At 70.8% G+C, this 22,242-nt stretch carries 17 protein-coding genes and 1 pseudogene; 5 read left to right on the forward strand and 13 right to left on the reverse strand.

What is annotated here, in order from left to right:
- Nucleotides 1-121 precede the first annotated feature (121 nt).
- From ACFYNU_RS14450 to ACFYNU_RS14460, 3 genes are all read right to left on the reverse strand, one after another.
- Nucleotides 122-3,901 carry a S8 family peptidase gene (locus tag ACFYNU_RS14450; protein ID WP_356585510.1) on the reverse strand — a complete coding sequence of 1,260 codons (3,780 nt, stop codon included), beginning with the start codon at nt 3,899-3,901 and terminating at the stop codon, nt 122-124.
- A gap of 199 nt (nt 3,902-4,100) precedes the next feature.
- The gene (locus ACFYNU_RS14455; protein WP_356585511.1) at nt 4,101-5,567 is read right to left on the reverse strand and encodes a Gfo/Idh/MocA family oxidoreductase; all 1,467 of its coding nucleotides are present in this window, start codon (nt 5,565-5,567) and stop codon (nt 4,101-4,103) included.
- A 154-nt stretch (nt 5,568-5,721) separates the two neighbouring features.
- Complete coding sequence (locus ACFYNU_RS14460) at nt 5,722-6,192, reverse strand: MarR family transcriptional regulator (RefSeq protein WP_356585512.1); 471 nt, start codon at nt 6,190-6,192, stop codon at nt 5,722-5,724.
- 101 nt (nt 6,193-6,293) lie between these two features.
- Between ACFYNU_RS14460 and ACFYNU_RS14465 the strand changes: the two are divergent.
- Nucleotides 6,294-8,123, forward strand: a pseudogene (locus tag ACFYNU_RS14465) (NovA family novobiocin export ABC transporter); the annotation flags it as partial.
- A gap of 463 nt (nt 8,124-8,586) precedes the next feature.
- Nucleotides 8,587-9,441 carry an endolytic transglycosylase MltG gene (gene mltG, locus ACFYNU_RS14470; protein WP_356585513.1) on the forward strand — a complete coding sequence of 285 codons (855 nt, stop codon included), beginning with the start codon at nt 8,587-8,589 and terminating at the stop codon, nt 9,439-9,441.
- 21 nt (nt 9,442-9,462) lie between these two features.
- On the opposite strand, the gene ACFYNU_RS14475 is transcribed toward mltG, so the two are convergent.
- Entirely contained in the window at nt 9,463-10,521 is a 1,059-nt protein-coding gene (locus ACFYNU_RS14475) for an NAD(P)-binding domain-containing protein (protein ID WP_356585736.1), read from the reverse strand.
- A gap of 115 nt (nt 10,522-10,636) precedes the next feature.
- Between ACFYNU_RS14475 and ACFYNU_RS14480 the strand changes: the two genes are divergently transcribed.
- A complete protein-coding gene (locus tag ACFYNU_RS14480; RefSeq protein WP_356585514.1) occupies nt 10,637-11,059 on the forward strand; it encodes a YjbQ family protein in 423 nt (140 codons plus the stop codon).
- 5 nt (nt 11,060-11,064) lie between these two features.
- Here the strand turns inward: ACFYNU_RS14480 and ACFYNU_RS14485 are convergent, their stop codons facing one another.
- The gene (locus ACFYNU_RS14485) at nt 11,065-11,571 is read right to left on the reverse strand and encodes a hypothetical protein (protein WP_356585515.1); all 507 of its coding nucleotides are present in this window, start codon (nt 11,569-11,571) and stop codon (nt 11,065-11,067) included.
- A 33-nt stretch (nt 11,572-11,604) separates the two neighbouring features.
- Between ACFYNU_RS14485 and ACFYNU_RS14490 the strand changes: the two genes are divergently transcribed.
- Complete coding sequence (locus ACFYNU_RS14490; protein WP_356585516.1) at nt 11,605-12,561, forward strand: helix-turn-helix domain-containing protein; 957 nt, start codon at nt 11,605-11,607, stop codon at nt 12,559-12,561.
- Nucleotides 12,562-12,712: 151 nt separating this feature from the next.
- On the forward strand, nt 12,713-13,711 hold the full coding sequence (gene gap / locus ACFYNU_RS14495) for a type I glyceraldehyde-3-phosphate dehydrogenase (RefSeq protein ID WP_356585517.1): 999 nt from the start codon (nt 12,713-12,715) through the stop codon (nt 13,709-13,711).
- A gap of 74 nt (nt 13,712-13,785) precedes the next feature.
- On the opposite strand, the gene ACFYNU_RS14500 is transcribed toward gap, so the two are convergent.
- The 8 genes from ACFYNU_RS14500 to ACFYNU_RS14535 all read right to left on the reverse strand — a co-directional run bounded on the left by ACFYNU_RS14500 (nt 13,786) and on the right by ACFYNU_RS14535 (nt 22,222).
- A complete protein-coding gene (locus ACFYNU_RS14500; protein WP_356585518.1) occupies nt 13,786-14,574 on the reverse strand; it encodes an ATP-binding cassette domain-containing protein in 789 nt (262 codons plus the stop codon).
- Nucleotides 14,571-15,383, reverse strand: a complete 813-nt coding sequence (locus ACFYNU_RS14505) for an ABC transporter ATP-binding protein (RefSeq protein ID WP_356585519.1) — start codon at nt 15,381-15,383, stop codon at nt 14,571-14,573. Before ACFYNU_RS14505 ends, ACFYNU_RS14500 begins: the two co-directional genes overlap by 4 nt.
- Nucleotides 15,380-16,225 carry an ABC transporter permease gene (locus tag ACFYNU_RS14510; RefSeq protein WP_356585520.1) on the reverse strand — a complete coding sequence of 282 codons (846 nt, stop codon included), beginning with the start codon at nt 16,223-16,225 and terminating at the stop codon, nt 15,380-15,382. Before ACFYNU_RS14510 ends, ACFYNU_RS14505 begins: the two co-directional genes overlap by 4 nt.
- The gene (locus tag ACFYNU_RS14515) at nt 16,222-17,187 is read right to left on the reverse strand and encodes an ABC transporter permease (RefSeq protein ID WP_356585521.1); all 966 of its coding nucleotides are present in this window, start codon (nt 17,185-17,187) and stop codon (nt 16,222-16,224) included. Before ACFYNU_RS14515 ends, ACFYNU_RS14510 begins: the two co-directional genes overlap by 4 nt.
- A 28-nt stretch (nt 17,188-17,215) precedes the next feature.
- The gene (locus tag ACFYNU_RS14520; protein ID WP_356585522.1) at nt 17,216-18,736 is read right to left on the reverse strand and encodes an ABC transporter substrate-binding protein; all 1,521 of its coding nucleotides are present in this window, start codon (nt 18,734-18,736) and stop codon (nt 17,216-17,218) included.
- The gene (locus ACFYNU_RS14525; protein WP_356585523.1) at nt 18,733-19,497 is read right to left on the reverse strand and encodes a DUF1684 domain-containing protein; all 765 of its coding nucleotides are present in this window, start codon (nt 19,495-19,497) and stop codon (nt 18,733-18,735) included. The genes ACFYNU_RS14520 and ACFYNU_RS14525 overlap by 4 nt, the downstream gene beginning before the upstream one ends.
- Nucleotides 19,498-19,697: 200 nt before the next feature.
- Nucleotides 19,698-19,802, reverse strand: a complete 105-nt coding sequence (locus tag ACFYNU_RS14530; protein ID WP_356585524.1) for a putative leader peptide — start codon at nt 19,800-19,802, stop codon at nt 19,698-19,700.
- A gap of 122 nt (nt 19,803-19,924) precedes the next feature.
- On the reverse strand, nt 19,925-22,222 hold the full coding sequence (locus tag ACFYNU_RS14535; protein WP_356585525.1) for an Ig-like domain-containing protein: 2,298 nt from the start codon (nt 22,220-22,222) through the stop codon (nt 19,925-19,927).
- Between the last annotated feature and the right edge of the window lie 20 nt (nt 22,223-22,242).

Genomic DNA, 22,242 nt, shown 5'->3' on the forward strand with positions numbered 1-22,242 from the left:
ATGCGCTCACATTCACGCACCTTCTGATGGTTCATACCGTACTTCATCCGTGTACAGCACACCGGTGGGCGGGCGCTGCCGCCGCCCGCCCACCAGTGCCCGGAACAGAGCCTCTCGCTCGCTATCCGCGGTGCAGATAGGCGCGTTCGACCGTCTGCCGGACACGGTTGCCCGAGGAGTCCTCGGCCGTGACCCGCAGCGTCACGTACGCGTCGCCGCGCTGCCGGTCCGGTCTGGCGATCTTCGCCGAGAAGTCGCCGGCGCCACGGCTCTTGACCGTGGCCCGCTGCCAGCTCTTCCCGTCGTCGTAACTGGCCTCGACCTCGACGTCCGCACCGCGTGGCTTGGGCAGGCCGTCCTGCGCGCGGACGGTGAGCCCGACCGTGTGCGACCGGCCGCGGCCGACCGCGTTGTACGCGTCGACCGGTACGTCGTAGTCGAGTTGGAGCAGCGGCAGCGTCGCCGTCTTCGCGGCGGCGCCGGAGCGGAACCACCACGAGGTGTCGGTGGCCGTCCCGTACGCCCACTCCGGCGAGGTCCGGGACGTCGTCAGGTCCAGCCGGTAGTCGGCCGCGCCGGACGGCACGGTGAAGTCCGTCCAGGCGCCGTCGGCCTCGGCGGTCTTCCTGCCGTCGCGGTACAGCACGGCCGCGGCCGTGTCGCCCTGGTCACCGGCATCCGCCGTACCGGATGTGCCGATCCCGCCGCCGCCCAGCAGCAGCCGCGACCGGTGCCCGGCCGTCGAGTCGGTGAACTCCGGGATCCGCAAGGACAGTACGTTCCCCGCGCGGACCGACGGGGTCGCGGTGCCGCGCGGAATGGACGGCCGGGCTACGGCCCCCTGCCAGGTCTCGGCCACGCGCTCGCCCGGCCGGTAGGTGCGCGGTGTGTCGCCCAGGCCCACCTTCAGCGGCGTATCGATGTCGAAGACGGTCTCGTAGTGCACCAGACGCTGCCAACTGGTGTCTCCCGCGCTGACGTACTCGGTGCGTTCGGTGCCGGTCGGCACGTGGCGGGTGTACTGATTCCAGGCGGCGTCCTGGTACGGCCGCCGGGCGAAGCGCTGTTCCGCCGCCCACGGTGAGCCGCCGTTGTCGGCGTATGTGCTCCGTACGATCGCGCTGTTGCGCTCGGACACCGTGTGCACCACCCGCTGCGGGATCCGCTGCGAGGACACCTGCATGACGTCGTAGAGGTACGGGCTGCGCGCGGTGCCGCTGAACCGCACCGTCGTGGAGCGCTTGTTGATCCGCTTCAGCAGCTCGGCGCCCGTGCTCGCGCCGATCCGTACGGTGGGCAGGGCCAGCCGTTCCCCGTCGGGCCGCCAGCGGGTCCAGGCGATGTCGGAGAAGTGGACGAACATCACCCCGCGGGCACCGGCGGCTGCCGCCTTCTTGACGAGGTCGCGTTCGTTCGCGCCGTCCTCGTTGGTCATGACGGCGAGTCTGCCGCGCACCCTGCCGAACTCGGGGGCCGTCGAGTCGCCCGCGTCGACCGCCGTCAGACGCTCTCCTCGCTCGTCGAACAGTGCCGAGGAGGGCATGTAGTAGGCGCCGAGGTCGAGATCGGTGCCCGGCACGGCCGTTTCGAGGAGAGGCGCGGTGAGCTGCCAGCGGGAGGCGAACTCGAACGTGCCGTCCGTCACCGTCGAAGTGGGGCTGACATACAGGCGTTTGGCGAGGTCGAAGTACATCGTGCCCTGGATCAGGCCCTGTCCGTCGATCTTCCGGTACGTCTGGTAGCTGACGATCCCGCGCTGTTCGGCGGGGCGGGGCGTGCGGATGTCGACCAGGGTGGTGCGGCGCGCGTCGAGCGTGACCGTCATGTCCTTGGTGACCTTCACGTCGGGCAGGACGACATGGCGCAGCTCCTCCCCGTCCGACGCCTTGTCCAGGGAGGAGTGGTTGACCTGGTACGTGCCCTCCTCGACCTCGGCGACGGCCGGGTCCGTGCCCGTGTATCCGACGAATCCCTTGGCGCCCCAGATCGTCGGCAGTTCCTGGACCCGGTTGCCTTCGTGGTCGACGGTGTTGACGGTCAGCTTGTGGGTGGGGCCCTGGACGATCAGGCTCAGCGTGGTGTGGACGGCGGCCGAACCGTCCGACGGGGTCGCGGTCACATGACCGTAGTAGTCGCCCTGCGCCGCGCGCGCGGGGTCCACGGTGAGGGGCACCTCGGCCGTCGAGCCGGCCGGGACGCGTACGGAGTCCGAGCCGGGCCGCACCGCGCCGTCGGCCGGTTCACGGCCGCCGCCGGTCGCCAGCTTCACGGCGAGTGCCAGCGTCACCTCCTTCGCCGAGGTGTTGGTGTAGCGCAGCGTCGTGGTGCGGGTCCGGCCGTCGCCCGCCTCGAAGGGGCCGAGGGCGACGGTCCCGGTGGCGGTCAGCGGGCCGAGCGCCGCGGCGGCCAGATCGATACGCCCGCCGCCCTGTTCGGTGACCCGCTGGCCGGCGATGGTACGGGCGGTGCTGATCAGCGCGTCCTTGATCCGCGCCGCCGACCAGTCGGGATGCCGCTGGGCGAGCAGCGCCGCCGCTCCCGCGACATGGGGAGTGGCCATCGACGTACCCGAAGCGGCCGTGTAACCCTCGTCCACCGGGTCGCCCATGGCGGTGCCCGCCGCGCGGGCCGCCACGATCCCGACGCCGGGGGCCGTCACATCGGGCTTGACGCCCTCGTTGCCGGGCCGGGGGCCACGACCGGAGAAATCGGCCAGCGAGTCGTCCCGGTCCACCGCTCCGACCGTCAGCGCGGCGTCGGCGGCGCCGGGGGAGCCGATGGTCCCCGTCGCCGGGCCGCTGTTGCCCGCCGCCACGACGAACAGCGCGCCGCTGCTCTCGCTCAGCTCGTTGAGCGCGAGGCTCATGGGATCGGTGCCGTCACTCGGCGCGTCCGAGCCCAGGCTCATGTTGACGACCTCGGCTCCTTCCGCCGCGGCCCACTCCATCCCGGCGATCACCTGCGACTCGGAGCCGAAGCCGTCGTCGCCGAGGACCTTCCCGATCATCAACTCGGCGGCGGGCGCGACTCCTTGACGGGTGCCGCCCGACGCCTTCCCGCTCCCGCCGACGATGGAGGCCACATGGGTGCCGTGGCCGAATCCGTCCCCCGTTCCGGAGCTGCCGGAGAAGTCCTCGGCGGCGGCGATCCGGCCCGCGAGGTCGGGATGGGTCCGGTCGGCGCCGGTGTCGAGCACGGCGACCTTGACGCGCTCACCGCGCAGACCGGTCTTCCACACGTCGGGGGCGCCTATCTGGGCGGTGCTGCGGTCCAGTGACGCGCTGACGCGCCCGTCGAGCCACACCCGGGGGACCGCGTCGAGGGCGGCGCGGTTCATGGCCGCCCCGGTGGGCGCCAACTGCTTCCAGAACGCGCCGAGATCGCCCCGGGGGACCCGTACCGCGCGGGCGTCGATGCTCGCCAGGCGCCGGACGGCCGAACCGTCGTCGGCGAAGGCCGTGAGGCGCCCCGCCGTGGCGTCGGCCTTCGGGCCTTCGCCGCTCACGATCAGCGGGAGCGTGGAGGTGTGCGCCTCGTCGTACCGCTGGGCGACGAGCGAGGTCACGTCGAACAGCTTGCGGTCCAGACGGCCCGCCGCGACCAACTGCCCGGCGTCCGAGGGCAGAACGCTGAGCCGGCCGTCCTGTTCGAGAGTCTGGAAGATGATGTGACGGCGCCCCGGACCCGGCTCGACCGAGACGACCCGGCCACCGCCGTCATCCTTGCCGAGAGTGACCCGGTCACCGGTGATCAGGCGTACGGAGGCACCGCCCGAAGCGGGTGTGCCGGTCGCCGCGGGCCTGTCCGGTACGCCGCCGGTAGAGGCCGACACGGGCGCCACGGCGCCGGCGGCCAGGGTCAGTCCCACCGATACCGCCGCCACGAGGGGGATCCGTCTCATCTGGTCCCATGCCTTCCGTTGTGCGAAGCGAGAAATTCACGTGATCCACAGAATCCGTTGGCGGCGGACGGGTGTCACTGAATTCCGGTGGCGCGGGTGGGACATGTCGCAACGACGACAGGCGCGGAACCAGCAGGTGTTCCCCGTCGCGTCCGGGCCCGGCGCGTCAGGAACGCACCGGGCCCGGACACGACTCGTTTCAGGCTTCCGACGGTTTCTCGGAGTCCGTACCGGGGCGGGACTTCTTCCACTCACCGCGGGTGAAGTCCGGGATCTGCTGCGGTTTGCCGTTCGCCTTGATGGAGGCGTGGCTCAGCGGTACGGGCGCGGTCCAGGTCGCCGCGTCGTACACGTCGAAGTCCGGGACGAGGCCCAGGCGGACGCACTGCATCAGCCGGAAGACCATGATGTAGTCCATCCCGCCGTGCCCGCCCGGCGGGTTCGCGTGCTCCTTCCACAGCCAGTGGTCCCAGTCGGCGTACGCGGCGAAGTCGCCCCACTCGTCGTTCGCGTGGTCCGGCTCGATGTAGATGCGCTCCGGATAGTCCTCGAAGACACCCCTGGTACCGCCGAGACTGTTGATACGGCTGTACGGGTGGGGCGTCGAGACGTCGTGCTCCAGCCGGACGACCCGGCCCTTGGCCGTCTGGACCAGACTGATCGTCCGGTCGCTGTTGATGTACGTCTCCTTCCAACTGGCGTCGCCCGGCGGCATGTTCTCCTCGCGGTACTGGGCGAGGCCGAGCGCGGGCGTGCCCACGCTGGTGATGCTGACGGCACGGTCACCGCGGTTGATGTCCAGATAGTTGGCGACGGGGCCGAAGCCGTGGTTCGGGTAGAGGTCGCCGCGCAGCCGGGTGTGCCACAGCCGGCGCCAGGGGCCTTCGTAGTAGTCCGGGTCGAACATCAGGCCGCGCAGATCGTGGTTGTACGCGCCGGCGCCGTGCAGCAGATCGCCGAACAGGCCCGCGTGCGCCATCCGCAGGACACGCATCTCGTTCTTGCCGTACGCGCAGTTCTCCAGCTGCATGCAGTGGCGCCGGGTGCGCTCGGAGAGGTCGACCAGCTTCCACAGCTCGTCGAGCCGCATCGCGATCGGACACTCCACACCGACGTGCTTTCCGTTCAGCATCGCCGTCTTGGCCATCTCGAAGTGGAAGTCCCACGGAGTGGCCACATAGACGAAGTCGACGTCGCCGCGCGCGCAGAGCTGTTCGTAGTCGTGCTCGTCCTTCGTGTAGACGGCGGGCGCCGGCTGTCCCGCCTTGACGACCTTGGCGGCGGCGCTCGCGGCCTTGTCCCGCACCGTGTCGCACACGGCGACGACCTGGACGCCCGGCACCGCGAGGAACAGGTCGATCATGCTGCCGCCGCGGTTGCCGAGGCCGATGATGCCGACGCGGACCGTGGAGCGTCTTTCGAAGGGCACGCCGGCCATGGTGCGGCCCTGGCGCTCGGGGACGGCGGATGCGGCGGACTCGGCGGCGGGGGACGCGGTCGCGGCGGTCTCGGTGACGGAGGCGGCGGCGGTGCCGGTCCCGAGGGCGGAGAGTCCGAGCCCGGCACCGGCGACGCCCGCCGTCGTCCGGAGAGCGGAACGGCGGCTCATCGAGCCGCCGTTGTCCTGTTCGTCCTTGCCGGGGTTCTGCGGTGCTGCGTCGTTCATGAAGCCTCCACAGGAGCTGACGTGCGCGGCGGAATTGAACCTCGGGAAGGACCTTGGTAGTTGGGACCGGTGATGCGCAAGGGGCCCGGTTGGACTCTTGGATCGGACCCTTGGACTCTTCGCGGCGCCGTTTCACGCGATGGCCGGAACCCGCTCAGCAGCGCCGCTCCGGCACACCGTCGACCGGCCCGCCCACGAGCGCCGACAACAGTCCGCCGAGGACGTCGCGCTGGTCCGCCGTCAGCGGGGCCAGGATGTCCTCGGCGGCCGACCTGCGCGCGTCGCGCAGCGCCCGCAGCACACCCCGCCCCGTCTCCGTCAGCTCGATCCGGATCACCCGGCGGTTGGTCGGGTCGGGGGCGCGGCGGACGCAGCCGCTCGACTCCAGGCCGTCGACCAGGCTCGTCACCGCGCGGGGCACCACTTCGAGGCGCTCCGCGAGATCCGCCATCCGCGGCGGACTGTCGTAGAAGGCGACCGTGCGCAGCAGGCGCGACTGCGCGGGGGTGATCCCGATCGGCTCCAGATAGCGCTTCTGGACGCGGTGGAGTCGGCGGGTCAGCCTCAGGAGCTGTTCGGCCAGCAGGCCGTCGGTGTCGGACGGGCCGGCGTCGGGGGTGGTCATGGCGGAATAATAACAGGACTACGTACATTGTGAGGGTAGGTAACAGTGAGCTATGCTCCTCCAAGTGTTTTCCTTACCCCTGAGTCCCCTCGAAGGAGCCCATGAAGTCCGCACTCTCGACCTGGAAGCCCTCGGACCGGTCCCCGGACCCGTCGCTGCCGTCGCTGCCCGATCCACCGGCGCAGCTGCGCCGTATCTTCCGGCTCTTCCGTCCCTACCGGGGCAGGCTCGCCGTCGTCGGCCTGCTCGTCGGTGCCTCGTCGCTGGTGGCCGTCGCCTCGCCCTTCATGCTGCGCGAGATCCTCGACACCGCGATCCCCCAGGGCCGCACCGGGCTGCTCAGCCTGCTCGCCCTCGGCATGATCCTCACCGCCGTCCTCAGCGGTGTCTTCGGCGTCGTCCAGACGCTGATCTCCACGACGGTCGGTCAGCGCGTCATGCACGACCTGCGCACCGCCGTCTACGCGCAGCTCCAGCGCATGCCGCTCGCCTTCTTCACCCGCACCCGCACCGGTGAGGTCCAGTCCCGGATCGCCAACGACATCGGCGGCATGCAGGCGACCGTCACCTCCACCGCCACGTCGCTGGTCTCCAACCTCACCGCCGTCATCGCCACCGTCGTCGCGATGCTCGCGCTGGACTGGCGGCTGACCGTCGTCTCGCTGCTCCTGCTGCCGGTGTTCGTCTGGATCAGCCGCCTCGTCGGCCGTGAGCGCAAACGGATCACCCTCCAGCGGCAGAAGCAGATGGCCACGATGGCCGCCACGGTCACCGAGTCGCTGTCGGTCAGCGGCATCCTCCTCGGCCGCACGATGGGGCGCGCCGACTCGCTCACCAAGTCCTTCGCCGAGGAGTCCGAGCGACTCGTCGACCTGGAGGTCCGCTCCAACATGGCCGGGCGGTGGCGGATGTCCGTCATCGGCATCGTCATGGCCGCCATGCCCGCCGTCATCTACTGGGCGGCCGGCTTCGTCCTCCAGTCCGGCGGCACCGTCGTCTCCATCGGCACACTCGTCGCCTTCGTCTCCCTCCAGCAGGGCCTCTTCCGCCCGGCCGTGAGCCTGCTCGCCACCGGCGTGCAGATGCAGACGTCCCTCGCGCTCTTCCAGCGCATCTTCGAATATCTCGACCTGCCCGTCGACATCACCGAACCCGAGCGCCCGGTCGCACTCGACCGGATCCGGGGCGAAGTGCGCTTCGACGGCGTCGACTTCAGTTACGACGAGAAGGACGGCAAGACCCTCCACGATGTGGATCTGACCGTCCCGGCGGGCGGCAGCCTCGCCGTCGTCGGTCCCACCGGATCGGGCAAGTCGACCCTCAGCTATCTCGTGCCCCGGCTGTACGACGTGACGGGCGGCCGGGTCCTGCTCGACGGCGTCGACGTACGCGACCTGGCCTTCGACACCCTCGCCCGCGCGGTGGGCGTCGTGTCGCAGGAGACGTATCTCTTCCACGCCTCCGTCGCCGACAACCTCCGCTTCGCCAAGCCGGACGCGACGGACGAGGAGATCGAGACGGCGGCCAGGGCGGCGCAGATCCACGACCACATCGCCGGCCTGCCCGACGGGTACGACACGCTGGTCGGTGAGCGCGGATACCGGTTCTCCGGCGGCGAGAAGCAGCGCCTCGCCATCGCGCGGACCATCCTGCGCGACCCGCCCGTCCTTGTGCTGGACGAGGCGACGAGCGCGCTCGACACCCGTACCGAACACGCGGTCCAGCAGGCCATCGACTCCCTCTCCGAGGGCCGTACGACCATCACCATCGCGCACCGGCTCTCCACGGTGCGCGACGCCGACCAGATCGTGGTCCTCGACGCCGGGCGGATAGCCGAGCGCGGCACGCACCAGGAGCTGATCGACCGGGACGGCAGATACGCGGCACTCGTCCGCCGCGACGGCGCACCGGCGCCCGTGCCCGCGCGGGACGGGACGGACGCGCAGGACACGCGGGACGCGACAGATACGCAGGACGCGACGGATGCTCAGGACGCGCGCGTGAGTGCCGTCTGACGCGCCGCACGGCCAGGCACACGGCAGCGCCGCCGCTCCCTGGGACGGGAAGCGACGGCGCCGGCGGTGGGGGTGTGTCAGACGAGCCAGCCGACGAAGTGGACCAGGCCGGCGAGCAGGTTCGTGATGACGTTCATAGTGGTGCGTTCTCCTTGTGAAGATGTACAGCTGGGACAGCGCACTCGCGGTCTGCAGCCCGTCGCTTGCGCACCGTAAGCATCTGTTGTCACACGGGAGTTGGGTCAGGATTCCCGTTGCGATCACACGTTCCAGCGAACATCCGCTCCCACGTTCGTGTGTTCGCGTCGCCGGTGAACGCCTGGTGTCGCCCCGTGCGGGGCTGCCGGAATCTCCCCTATGCCCGGGTTAGCGTGCCCGCATGACGAACGAGCCCCCACGTGCGACATCCGGGCGCGGGCCCCGACTGACCCGCCGTGGCCGACTGGCCCTGATCGTGACGGCGGTGGTCGTCGTCGCCGCGGTGGCCGTGCTCGTCCCGTTGCTGCGCACCGGGCAATCACCCGACAGCGAGCAGAAGAAGACCGTGTCGCTGCTCGTCCCCGAAGGGCGGCGGGCCACCCAGGTCTACGCCTCCGTCGACAAGGTCCTCGACTTGGCACCCGGCACCACCGAGAAGACGGCGACCGGCACCCGGCTCGAACTCCCCGACGCCGCCCGGCGCAACCCCGAGGGGTATCTCTTCCCCGCCACCTATCCGGTCGAGAAGGGCGCGACCCCGGCCGGTCTGCTCGGCTACATGGTCGACACGGCGCGCCGGCACTTCGGCGCCGACCACATCACCGAAGGCGCGCGGCGCAACGGGGTGACGGTCTATCAGACCGTCACGATCGCCAGCATCGTGCAGGCCGAGGCCGACACCGAGGCCGACATGGGCCGGGTGGCGCGCGTCGTGCACAACCGGCTGGCCCGGGACATGGCGCTCCAGATGGACTCGACCCTCAACTACGCCCTGAACCGCAGCACGCTGGACACCACACACTCCGACACCAGGACCGCCAGCCCCTACAACACCTATGAGTCCAAGGGCCTGCCGCCCACCCCGATCGGCAACCCGGGGGAGCAGGCGATGAACGCGGCGATCAACCCCACGCGCGGCGACTGGCTGTACTTCGTGACGGTGGCGCCGGGGGACACCCGCTTCACCGCCGACTACGCCGAACACCGGAGCAACGTCGAGGAGTTCAACGCCAACAGGAGCGCCGCGACCGACTGAGCGCGCGCCGCGTCCGGACCCTCAGACGAGGACCGGCTCCCGCTCCAGCAACGCCCGGATCTCCCGTACGGCGGCGCGCCCCGCCCGGTTGGCGCCGATCGTGGAGGCCGAAGGCCCGTACCCGACCAGATGGACCCGCTCGTCCCGTACGGCACGGGTGTCCTCGACCCTGATCCCGCCGCCCGGCTCGCGCAGCCGAAGCGGTGCGAGATGGTCGATCGCGGGGCGGAAGCCGGTGGCCCAGAGGATCACATCGGCGTCGACGCGCCGCCCGTCGTCCCAGACCACACCCGACGGGGTGATCCGGTCGAACATCGGCAGCCGGTCGAGCACCCCCTTCTCACGCGCCCGCGTGATCGCCTCGTTCACCGGCAGCCCGGTCACCGACACCACGCTGCGCGGCGGCAGCCCGGCCCGTACCCGCTCGTCCACCAGCGCGACGGCGGCCCGACCCTGCTCCTCGCCGAACGGACCCTCCCGGAAGACGGGCGGCCGGCGCGTCACCCAGGTCGTCTCGGCGGCCACGTCCGCGATCTCCATCAGATGCTGTGTCCCGGAGGCCCCGCCACCGACGACGACCACCCGCAGCCCGGCGAACCCGCCGGGGCCCGGGTAGCCGGCCGTGTGCAATTGGCGGCCCCGGAAAGTCTCCTGTCCCGGATAACGCGGCCAGAACGGCCGGTCCCAGGTGCCCGTGGCATTGATCAGCGCCCGCGCCGACCAGACGCCCTCCGACGTCTCGACCCGCAGCCGCCCACCGTCGCCCTCCCGCACCGCTGTCACATCCACGGGCCGGTGTACGCGCAGGTCGAACCGTTCCTCGTACGCGGTGAAGTACTCGCCGATCACCTCGGACGACGGCCGCGACCCGTCGGCGCCGATCAGCTCCATGCCGGGCAGCGCGTGCATGCCGTGGATCTTCTCGTACGTCAGCGAGTCCCACCGGAACTGCCAGGCGCCGCCCGGCCGCGGCGAGTGGTCGAGGGTGACGAAGTCCCGGTCGGGCACCAGCCCGGAGCGCCGCAGATGGTAGGCGCTCGACAGACCGGCCTGCCCCGCGCCGACGACCACGACGTCCATGTCCCGTGTCTCCCGCGCCGCTGCCACCCCGAAGTCGTTCACGCTTCTACCAACAGCCGGGGGCGCGCGGATCATCCCGCACGCGCACGCGCCCCGCGCGCGGCAGGATGGACCCATGCCCGACGCCTTCACCACCAGGACCGTGAACCTCACCACCGGCACCGACGAGACCGTCGTGGACCTGACGCACGTGTGCGAACAGTTCCTCCGCGAGAGCGCGGCCGGCCGGGACGGTCTCCTCAACGTCTTCGTCCCGCACGCGACAGCCGGCGTGGCCGTCATCGAGACAGGAGCCGGCAGCGACGACGACCTGCTCGCCGCGCTGCACACCCTGCTCCCGGCGGACAACCGCTGGCGACACCGCCACGGCTCCCCGGGCCACGGCCGCGACCATGTCCTGCCGGCGCTGGTCCCACCCCACGCGACGCTCCCGGTGATCGGCGGCCGACTGGAGCTGGGCACCTGGCAGTCGGTCTGCCTGGTCGACACGAACACCGACAACCCGGACCGGACGGTACGGCTGAGCTTCCTGGGCTGAACCGGTCAGCGCGCGCCCGGCGCCGGCTCCTCCAGTGTGGCCACGACCATGACCGGGAGATCGGTGTCCTGCTGGATCACACCGGCGGTCAGGAGCCGGCCGGTCAGCAGCCACTTCCGCACCGCGATGAAATCGTCGCCCTCCCACTCCCTCTCGGCGTCCGCCGCCGTCCGCCCGGCCTCGGCCAGGTGTCCGGCGAGCGGGGACTCCTCGATCTCGGGGAGGAACCGGGCCAGCACCCGCTCGCCCTCGTCGTACACGGCGTCCAGATCGTCGAAGTAGCCCGACGCGTCGACATCGCGGATCCAGACGGCGAACGAGACATGCACCGCCCCGTCGCCGAACGCCTGGATCCAGCCCTGGACGCCGTCCTTGTCCCAGGACGTCTCCACGCCCTCGCGGCGCCTGCCCCCGGGCACCCATCCCTGGGCCGCGAACCTCGCCGCCGCACCCGCGCGGGTCAGCGGGACGAGCCCCCGCAGCTCCTCGAGCATCGCGCTCACCGCCGTCATGAACGCACACCCTCCCACGCGTAGGCTGGCCCCGTGCCAGCCTCCCGCCCGCAGCGTGTAGCCGTCCTGGTGCTCGAAGGGGCGAAACCGCTCGACGTCGGCATCCCCGCGCAGGTGTTCACGACCCGCGAGAGCATGCCGTACGAGGTACGGGTCTGCGGTGCGGCGCCCGGTCTGGTGACCGGCGGCGACGGGCTGTCGTACCACGTCGCGCACGGGCTCGACGCGCTCGTCTGGGCCGACCTCGTCTTCATCCCCGGCTACCGGTTCCCGGACCGCGACGACCCGCGCCCTGAGATCATCGACGCGCTGATCGCCGCGCACGAGCGGGGCGCGCGGCTCGCCGCCATCTCGACGGGTGCCTTCGCGCTCGCCGCCACGGGGCTGCTCGACGGCAGGCGCGCCACGACGCACTGGCACTACACCCGGGCGCTCGCGGCGAAGCATCCGCTGGTCCGGGTCGACGAGAACGTGCTCTTCGTCGACGAGGGCACCGTGCTGACCTCGGCCGGCGCCGCCTCGGGCATCGACCTCTGCCTGCACATCCTGCGCGCCGATCTCGGCGTGGCCGCCTCGAACCACACCGCCCGGCGGCTGGTCGCCGCCCCGTACCGCAGCGGCGGGCAGGCCCAGTACGTACCGCGCCGGGTGCCCGAGCCGCTCGGCGAGCGGTTCGCCGCGACCCGCGAGTGGGCGCTGCGCCGGCTGGGGGAGCCCCTGACGCTCACGGCCCTGGCCCAGCACGCGGCCGTGTCGGCGCGCACGTTCTCCCGGCGCTTCGTCGAGGACACCGGGTACACGCCGATGCAGTGGGTCATGCGTGCCCGGGTCGACGCGGCCAGGGAGTTGCTGGAGCGTTCGGAGCGGAGCATCGAGCAGATCGCCACCGACGTGGGACTCGGTACGGGGACGAACCTGCGGCTGCACTTCCAGGCGACGCTCGGCACCACGCCCAGCGCGTACCGGCGCACCTTCACCCAGGGCGAGTAACCCCGCGCGAGCCGTACGGCGCGTCCGGCCGTCCCGGCACGGTCGACCCGTTTGGCGTGATCCTTTCGAACCATGGCGTTCGCGCCGCCGTCGTCCGGCACCCGCCGCTTGCGAGCATGGGCAGGACCCGAAACGCGAAAGGACATCCCCCATGACTCGGATCGCCATCAACGGATTCGGCCGCATCGGACGCAACGCGCTGCGCGTCCTGCTCGAACGCGACAGCGACCTCGACGTCGTCGCCGTCAACGACCTCACGGAGCCCGCCTCCCTCGCCCGGCTGCTCGCCTTCGACACGACCGCCGGCCGGCTCGGCCGCCCTGTCACCGTCGACGGTGACACCCTCGTCGTGGACGGCCGCCGTATCACCGTGCTCGCCGAGCGCGAACCGGCGCGGCTGCCGTGGTCCGAGCTCGGCGTCGACATCGTGCTGGAGGCCACCGGCCGCTTCACCTCGGCCGAGGCCGCCCGCGCCCATCTCACCGCGGGCGCCAGAAAGGTCCTCGTCAGCGCGCCGTCCACCGGCGCCGACGCCACCGTCGCGTTCGGCGTCAACACCGAGGCGTACGACCCGGCCACCCACACGATCGTCTCGAACGCCTCGTGCACGACCAACGCCCTCGCACCGCTGGCCAAGGTCCTCGACGACCTCGCCGGCATCGAGCACGGCTTCATGACGACGGTGCACGCCTACACCCAGGAGCAGAACCTCCAGGACGCCCCGCACCGCGACGCCCGCCGCGCCCGTGCCGCCGCCGTCAACATCGTCCCGACCACGACCGGCGCCGCCAAGGCGATCGGCCTCGTCCTGCCGAACCTCGACGGCAAACTGTCCGGCGACTCGATCCGCGTACCGGTACCGGTGGGCTCGATCGTCGAACTCAACACGACCGTCGCCCGCGACGTGACCCGCGACGACGTGCTCGCGGCGTACCGCGCCGCGGCGGACGGGCCGCTCGCGGGCATCATCGAGTACTCCGACGACGCGCTCGTCTCGTCCGACATCACGGGCAACCCGCACTCGGCGATCTTCGACTCGGCCCTCACCCGGGTCGACGGCCGGCACATCAAGGTCGTCGCCTGGTACGACAACGAGTGGGGCTTCTCGAACCGGCTGATCGACACGCTCGAACTGCTCGCCGCCCGCTGACCGTTCGGGCGTGACCGTTCAGCCGTGACCGCGCGGCCGTGACCGCCCAGCCGTAACCGTTCAGCCATGGCCGCTCAGCCGTCGCGCTTCTCCAGGGGAAGCGCCGACGGCAGCCGCGGCACACTCGCGATCAGCCGGGCGGTGTACGGGTGGGACGGCGCGCCCAGCACCTCGCGGGTGTCGCCCTGCTCCACGACCCGGCCGCTCTCCAGCACCGCGGTGTGTTCGCAGAGCGCCGCCACCACCGACAGGTCGTGGGAGACCATGGCGATGGTCAGGCCCCTCGACTCCTTCAACTCGCCGAGCAGATCGACGATACGGACGCGCGTGGTGACGTCGAGGGCGCTGACCGGCTCGTCCGCCAGCAGTACGCGCGGGTCGCAGACAGTGGCCCGCGCGAGGGCGATCCGCTGCCGCTGACCGCCGGAGAACTCGTGCGGATAGCGGTCCCCGGCGTCCGCCGGCAGCCCCACACCCTCCAGCGCCGCGGCGACCCGGCTCTCCGTGTCCGGCCCCGCGAGCCCCAGCGAGCGCAGCGGCTCGGCGACGATCCGGCGCACCCGCTGCCTGGGGTCCAGCGAGGAGTACGGATCCTGGAAGACGCTCTGCACACTGCGCCGGAAGGCGCGCATCCGCGCCCGGTTCCGCAGGTCCAGCGGCTGACCGTCGAAGACCACCGCGCCGCTGGTGGGCCGGGTGAGACCGAGGAGCAGCCGCAGGAGCGTCGTCTTGCCCGCCCCGGACTCGCCCACCAGCGCGACACTGCGGCCGGCGGTGATCTCCAGGCTGACGCCGTGCAGGACGGGCGCGGCGCCCCGGTACGCGAAACCCGCGTCCCGTACGGCGAGGACCGGTGACTTCATCGCGTGATCCGTTCCAGTGCGTTCTCGAAGGTACGGGCGCTCTCCACCAGGCTCCGGGTGTACGGCTGCCGGGGCGCGTGCAGGATGTCCGCGGTGCGCCCCGACTCCACCGCCGCGCCGTCCTTGAGCACGACCAACTCGTCGGTGACCCCGGAGACGACGGCCAGGTCATGGCTCACGAACAGCAGGGCCATGTCCTGTTCCGCGATCAACTCGCCCAGCAGCGACAGGACTTCGGCCTGGACGGTGACATCGAGCGCGGTCGTCGGCTCGTCCGCGATCAGCAGGGCCGGTTCGGGGGCCAGCGCCATGGCGAGGGCCACCCGCTGGCGCTGCCCGCCGGAGATCTCGTGCGGGAACGCACGGGCGATCCGCTCCGGCTCCGGCAGTTGGACCCGGTCGAGCGCGGCGGCGACGGCGCGCCGGAGTTCTCCGCCGCGCAAACCCCGGTGACGGCGCAGCGGTTCGGCGATCTGCCGTCCGACACGCATCAGCGGATCGAGCGCGGTGAGGGGCTCCTGGAACACCACGCCCACCCCCCGGCCGCGCAGCGGTCGCAGCCGGGACTCGGCCGCGCCCACCACCTCGGTGCGGCCCAGGCCCGGCGCGTCCAGCACCGCACTCCCGGTCGCGGTCAGGCCCGGCGGCAGCAATCCCATGAGCGCGAGCGCGGTCAGCGACTTCCCGGAGCCCGACTCACCGATCAGCCCCAGCCGGCCGCCCCGTTCGACGGTGAACGAGAGATCCGAGACGAGGGACCGGCCGCTGTCGGTGACGATGCCGAGGCCGGTGACGTCCAGCAGGCTCATGAACTCCTCCGGCGGGTCGGATCCAGGGTGTCGCGCAGTCCGTCCGCGATGAGATTGACCCCGACGACGAGAGCCACCAGCAGCACCCCCGGCGCGATGGCCCCGTAAGGAGCGGTCGTCACCGTCGCCTGGGCCTCCTGGAGCATGCGGCCCCACGAGGCGTTCGGCGGCGGGGCCCCCAGTCCGAGGAACGACAGACTCGCCTCGGCAAGCACCGCGAGACCGAACTGGAGCGCCAGATTGACGACCAGGGTGGGCCAGATGTTCGGCAGCACATGGCCGGTGATCACCCGTGGCCAGGACGTGCCGGACGTCCGCGCGGCGGTGATGTAGTCCTGTGCGAGTACCCGTTTGACCAGGATGCGGGTCAGCCGCGCCACGACGGCCGTCATGGCGAGACCGATCGCGACGATCGCCGAGGTGAGCGACGCCGACTGGGCCGCCACCACGAGCATGGCCAGCAGCAGGGTCGGGAAGGCGATCAGCACATCGAGGAGCGCCGAGAAGGTGTCGTCCACCCAGCGGTTGGCGAATCCGGCCGCCAGGCCCGTGGCCACCCCGAGCACCCCGCCGATCGCCACCGCCCCGGCCCCCGACTCCAGGGCGATCCGCGCGCCGATCATCACCTGGGAGAGCAGATCGCGCCCCAGCTTGTCGGTGCCGAGCAGATGCGACGTGCCGGGCGGGGACAGCCGGCCCCCCGAGGTGTCGTCCAGGGGGTACGGCAGCCAGAAGAAGGAGACCAGGGCGAGCGCCACGATCAGTCCGGCCGGTACGCAGCCGGCGATCAGGATGGCGGAGCGGCGGCGGGAGGGGACGCGCGTCTTCGTCGTCGATGTCATGGCTTGCCCCCGCCCAGCGTGGAGCGCAGCCGCGGATCGATGAGGCGCTGTGCGAGGTCGGCCAGGAAGCCGATGACCAGCACCGCGAGTGTGGTCACGAACAGCACGCCCTGGATCGTCGGGTAGTCGTGCTGCGCCACGGCCTGGGAGAGCATGCTGCCCAGCCCCGGCAGGGCGAAGACGGTCTCGACCACGACCGCGCCGAGCAGGGTGGAGGCCAGTTCGATGCCGAGTACGGCGACGACGGGCACCGCCCCGTTGCGCAGTCCGTGCCGCCGTACCGCCTCGCCGAACGAGGAACCGAGCGCCCGCGCCGTACGGAGGTAGTCGCTCCCGAGGACGTCCAGGCTCGCGGAGCGTACGTACCGGATGAGGGACGCCGACATGATCACGGCGACGGTGATGACCGGCAGGGCCAGCGACCGCAGCGCCTCCACGGGGTCGGCCCAGCCGTCCTGCGGGAAGCCGCCCGCCGGCAGCACTCCCAGATGCAGCGCGAACACGGTGATCAGGATCATGCCCACCCAGAACACCGGTACGGCGATGCCGAGTTGGGAGACCCCGTTGAGGATCAGCCCGTACCAGGTGTTGGCCCGGTGGGCGGCCAGAAAGCCGACGGGCAGTGCGATGAGGAGCGCCAGCCCGAACGCGAGGAGCGTGAGCGGGCCCGTCACCTCGATCCGGGTGGCTATCTCCGGTCCCACCGGCAGGGTGCTGACGAAGGAGTTGCCCAGGTCGAAGGTGGCCAGGCTGTGCAGCCAGGTCACGAACTGCTCGGGCAGCGGCCGGTCGGACCCGATCTCCTGGCGGGCCGCCGCCAGCTGCTCCGGGCTCGCGCCGACCGACGCCAGCGCGTTGGCGGGGTCGCCCGGAAGCAGCCGCAGCAGCAGGAACAGCACCACGCTGGCCAGCAGGAGGGAGGCTGCCAGGAAGGCCAGCCGCCTGAGTATGTACACGGTCATGGGTGCGTCGGGTTCCTGTCGGTTCCGGTCAGCTCTTCTTGATGTCGTAGGCGTAGAACTGGGAGTTCAGACCGTTGAGCGGATAGCCGGAGAGCTTCGAGGACGCGACGACGATCTGCGGGTAGAGATACAGCCAGTCGCTGGCCGCGTCCTGCGCGATCTGCCGGTTGACCTTCTTCAGCAGCTCGGTCTGCTGCGCGGTCGTGTCCGACTGCTCGGCCTGCTCGACCCACTGGGTGACCTGCTTGTTGTCGTAGCCCCAGTAGAAGTCGGGGTTGCCGTACCAGACGATGTCCCGGTCGTTCACGTGCTCCTGGAGCGTCGCGCTGAAATCGTGGTTCTGGTAGACCTTCGTGTACCACTCGTCCGGCGTGATGACGTTGATCTTGACCTTGATGCCGACCTTCGCCAGCTGGGACTTGATGAAGGTCGCGGCCGTCGGATGCGGGTCGTAGTTCGGGGTGTCGAGCGTGAGGTCGAAGCCGTCGGGGTAACCGGCCGCCGCCAGTTGCTTCTTGGCGAGCGCGGGGTCGTACGGATTGACGCCCGTCAGGTCCTCGTACCACGGGTCGGTCGGCGGGACCATCGAGCCGATGAGCTTGCCGTAGCCGCCCCAGACCGAGTCCAGCAGCTTCTTGTTGTCGATGGCCGAGCTGACGGCCTTGCGGACCCGCGCGTCGTCGAACGGCTTCACCCGGTCGTTGAAGGCGAGCAGCAGCTTGGTGGTCGAGTCGCCGCTGTTGACCTTGTACGCCGGGTTGTTCTTGAACTGGTCCAGCGCGTCCGGGCTCTGCTCGCTCGTGACCACGTCCACGGCGTTGGTGAGCAGCGCGTTGTTGAGGGCGGTCGCGTCCTTGTAGTAGCGGAAGACGACCTTCTTGTTCTGCGCGGCGCTGCCCCAGTAGTCCGCGTACCGGTCGAGACTCAGCGCGGAGCCACGATTCCAGCGGTCCAGCTTGTACGGCCCGGTGCCGTCCTCGGACGTCTTCAGGTTCTTGGCCTCGGCGTCGATGATCCACACATAGCTGAGGTTGTAGACGAACGAGATCGACTTGCTCTTCAGCGTCACCTCGACGGTGCGCGGGTCCGGGGTGGCGATGGACTTCACGGCTTCGAGGCTGCTCTTGCGCGCCGACTGCGACGACTCGCCCGTCACCTTCTCGATGCTGTACTTCACATCGGCGGAGTCGAGCGTCCGGCCCGAGTGGAACGTCACCCCGTCCCGCAGCTTGAACGTGTAGGTGAGGCCGTCCGGCGAGACGGTGTAGCTCTCGGCCAGCAGCTTCTCGACCTTGCCCTGGTCGGTGAGCCTGAACAGCCCCTCGTACACATTGCCGTTGAGGGCCTCGGTCACGCCCTGCCCGCCGCCGCCCGTGTTGTCCAGGTTCTGCGGCTCGTACAGGGAGCCGACGGAGACGGTCGCGTCCTTGTCGAAGGAACCGGACGCCCCGCCCTTCTGGTTCGACGTGCCCCCGCCGCAGGCGGTGAGGGCGACGGAGAGAGCGACCACCAGGGCGGCGCCGGCGAGGGGAGTGGTGGTTCGGTTCACTTCGATACTCCTGAGGGGTGGCTGCCGTCGATCGTGTGGCCGTCGAGGAAGACGGGCAGTTTCTCGCCCGCGGGTACGGGGAGATGGAGCCGGTTCTGCGGCGGGGGCAGCGGGCAGTTGTACTGGACGGAGAAGCCGCACGGCGGGACGAAGGCGCGGTTGAAGTCGAGCGTGACGGTGTCGTCGCCGGGGGCGCGCTCCACGAAGAGGAAGCGGCCGGCGGCGTACGTACCGGCCCCGTTCGTCGGGTCGGCGAAGACGAGCAGCAGCGTCCCGCCGTCGTCGAAGGCCGCGAGGGTGTAGTCGGTGCCGTCGAGCGTGACGGTGATGTCGCCGGGCACGATCAGACCCCGGCTGCCGCCGTTGTCGCGGATGTACTCGAACGGGATCCGGCGGTCCGTGGCGACGGGCGTGAACGTGGCCCGGACCACCCACGCAGGGTCGTGGTCGTAGGTCTCGATGTGCGAGAAGTGCTGGAGCGCGGGGGCTCCGGCGTCCCAGAACCGGAGGGCGAACTCCGGCTCACCGGTGAGGATATGGGTGCGCTCCAGCGACGTGACGCGTACGCCCGGGGGAGCGCTCCGCTGCTCGGCCGCCGGGTCCGGGACCGTACCGGACGGCAGCCATCGCGTTTCGACCAGTGCCAGGTTTCCGGTGGGCGCGGTCACGGAGGCGATCCGCCGCGCGCGCCAGGTCTCCCAGGAGGCCACCGCGGGGTCGGTGCCCCGCGCCGGGGAGGCGCCGGGCGACGGGAGGGACATGCTGACTCGATTCGGCAAGGTGAGACGTGTGCTTCGACACACTCGTCTCGCAAGGTGGTACGGGGAGAGAGAAGCCCCTTGCCCAGAGCCCGGTCAGGGGCGGACAAGGGTGGGCCGGCACGTCCACGATGTGGGAGATGGTTCCGGCTGCACAAGACGGCCCTCGTCGCCGCGTACGGCGGAGGGGCCCGCAGAACCGCTCAGACGGCGGAGGGGCTACAGAGCGCGCTCGCGACGCGGACAAGATCCACGTGCGCGCGGCTGACGAGGTGCAGAGAGTGGAACACGGCGCAAGATTCGCACACGCATTCCCGGGGGTCAAACAAACTAAACCGGACGGTTCGTCAGATGTCGGATGCGCCCGCCGTGAGCCGGCGGGCGCATGATCCACAGCTGATCCGGTCGGATCGACAAGACGCCCCGGGGCCTAGCCGCAGGCCGCGCCGACCTTGATCGTCACCGGTACTCCCGGCACGGGGCCGAGCCGGCTGCTCGTCGTGGGGGTCACGGCGACCGTGCCCGGCCTCTTCGCGGTGACCCGGCCGGCCCGGTCGACCGCGGCGATCGTGGGATCGCTGCTGGTCCAGCGCGTCGGGCCGAGCAGCGGCAGGATGTTGTCGGCGCCCAGGGCCACCTCGTCGGCGCTGACCTCGGCCTCGTCGGTGGCGTCCAGGTCGGCGCGCAGGTTCAGCCCATTGTCGAAGCGGTTGTCCTTGATCAGGGCCCCGGACGAACCCCGGTAGGCGAAGAGCGGGGTGGTGTACGGCGAGGCCTTCGCGACGGCCCGTACCTCGGTGGTGGCGCCCGGCGCCGGGCAGGCGTTCGCCGTCTCGGCGGCGAAGGCGGTCCGGCGGTCCAGCCGGGAGACCGTGTTGTGTGCGAAGGAGACGCCGCTGACGCTCTTCGCGTCGAACAGCTTCACGTCCGCCGTCCGGAAGTCGTTGTCCCGCACCCGGATGCCGTGGTGCACCGGCGTCGCCGGGTCGACCACCTGGTTGGTGGGCTCCACGAGGATCACCGGGGAGGCCGGCCGCAGAAAGGTGTTGCGGCTGATCAGGACATCCTTGACCGGCCCGGACTCGTACCACTGGTAGGCGTCGGAGGAGATGAAGACACTCGCCATCGTCATCCCGTCGAAGACGTTGTCCTCGATGACCACGGGCTTACGGGTGGTGAGCAGGATGCCCCGGGTGGGGATGTTGCGGAAGGTGTTGCCGCTGATGGTCACCGCCGGCGTGTAGGTGGTGTTCTCCACCACGAAGTCCGAAGCGGTGACGGTGGCGGGGACCGCCCGGTCGAAGGTGACCGTCATGGTGGTCAGCGGTTTGTCGTGGTCCTGGCCGGAGGGGCCGTCGACGGACACCACCCTGGGCGCCGGGCCGGGCACCGGCGCCATGGTCTCCTTGTCCACGATCTCCACCTCGTCGCCCGGGTGGAACTGGGGGAACCCGGCCGTCTCACGGTGTCTGTACGCGAGGGTGAGCGTGCGCGGGTCCGCCGGCCTGCCGGTGACCTCCAGATAGGTGCCGTGGATGTTGATCGCGTCGTCGTGCGCGCCGTCGAAGACGTTGTCGGTGACCCTTACCCGGCCCTTGACGCCGGACATCTGGACGAAGTCGGCGAACGCCGCCGTCGTCCGCCCGGAGGCGGGATCGGTGCGGAACGTGTTGCCTGCCACCGTGATGTTCTCGCTGAACTGGCCGACGAAGCCGAAGCCGTGCAGATAGCGCGCTTCGAGGCCGCGGACCGTGATGTCCCGCGACTCCCAGAACAGCGCCGACGAGGTGTCCCGGGTGGTCTCGCGCATCTGGTAGACGAGGCCGCGGTCGGTGGGGGCGGTCGCGGTCGTGTAGTCGATACGCAGCTTGTGGCCGCCGAGGTCGCGCACCGACGCGACATCCGTGAACAGAGGGTTGTCGCCGCGCCAACTCCGTTGCGCGGCCGGGTCGTGGAGCTGGGTGTAGTCCATGGCGCCGACGCCCGACCAGTACGGCTCCGAGGTGACCGGGCTCTTCTCGCCGAGCCAGGTCACCGTGTTGTCCGTGACGGAGAAGCCGTTGCCCGGAGGAACGGTCAGCACCCGGTAGGCCCGGCCGTCGGACACCCCGGCGTCGCTGACGGTGGCGTCGACGACCTTGGGCGCGGTGACGTCGTAACTGAAGTCCTCGACCACGACGTTCTGCGAGCGGATCGTCGCGAACGCGGTCATCAGCCCGTGGAACTGGAGGTGCGAGCCGTCACCGTCGATCGTGACGTCCCGCATGTCCTCGGCGAGGACGCCGATCCGCTTGTCCCGGTAAGTCTGGTCGGCGCCAACGGTGTTGGAGATGTACAGCTCACGGCTCTCGGCCCGCTCGGGGTAGATCTGATAGGTGCCGCGCGGGAACAGGACGCGGACCGGGCCGTCGGTCTTCCTGGCCTGCCTCATCGCCTTCGCCACGGCGGCGGCGCTGTCGCGCCGGCCCGTCCGGTCGGCGCCGAAAGCCGTGACGTCGACAACCGTCTCGGCGGAGGTGCCGGCGGAGGACGTCTCGGCGGGCGTCTCGGCGGGCGTCTCGGCGGACGTGCCGGACCCGGCCGCGTACACCGCCGGGGCCGGCGCCGTCAGCGACAGGACCACGGCCAGGGTGAGCGGCAGGGGCAGCAGGAGTTTCCGCAACGGCGGGCGGGTGCCGGGCAGATGCACGTCAGGCTCCGTGGGGGAGGAGAGATCATGGATCAACACAGTCGAACGTAAGCGAACGT

It is taken from the genome of Streptomyces sp. NPDC006643 (assembly GCF_042870175.1).
Taxonomy (GTDB): Bacteria; Actinomycetota; Actinomycetes; order Streptomycetales; family Streptomycetaceae; genus Streptomyces.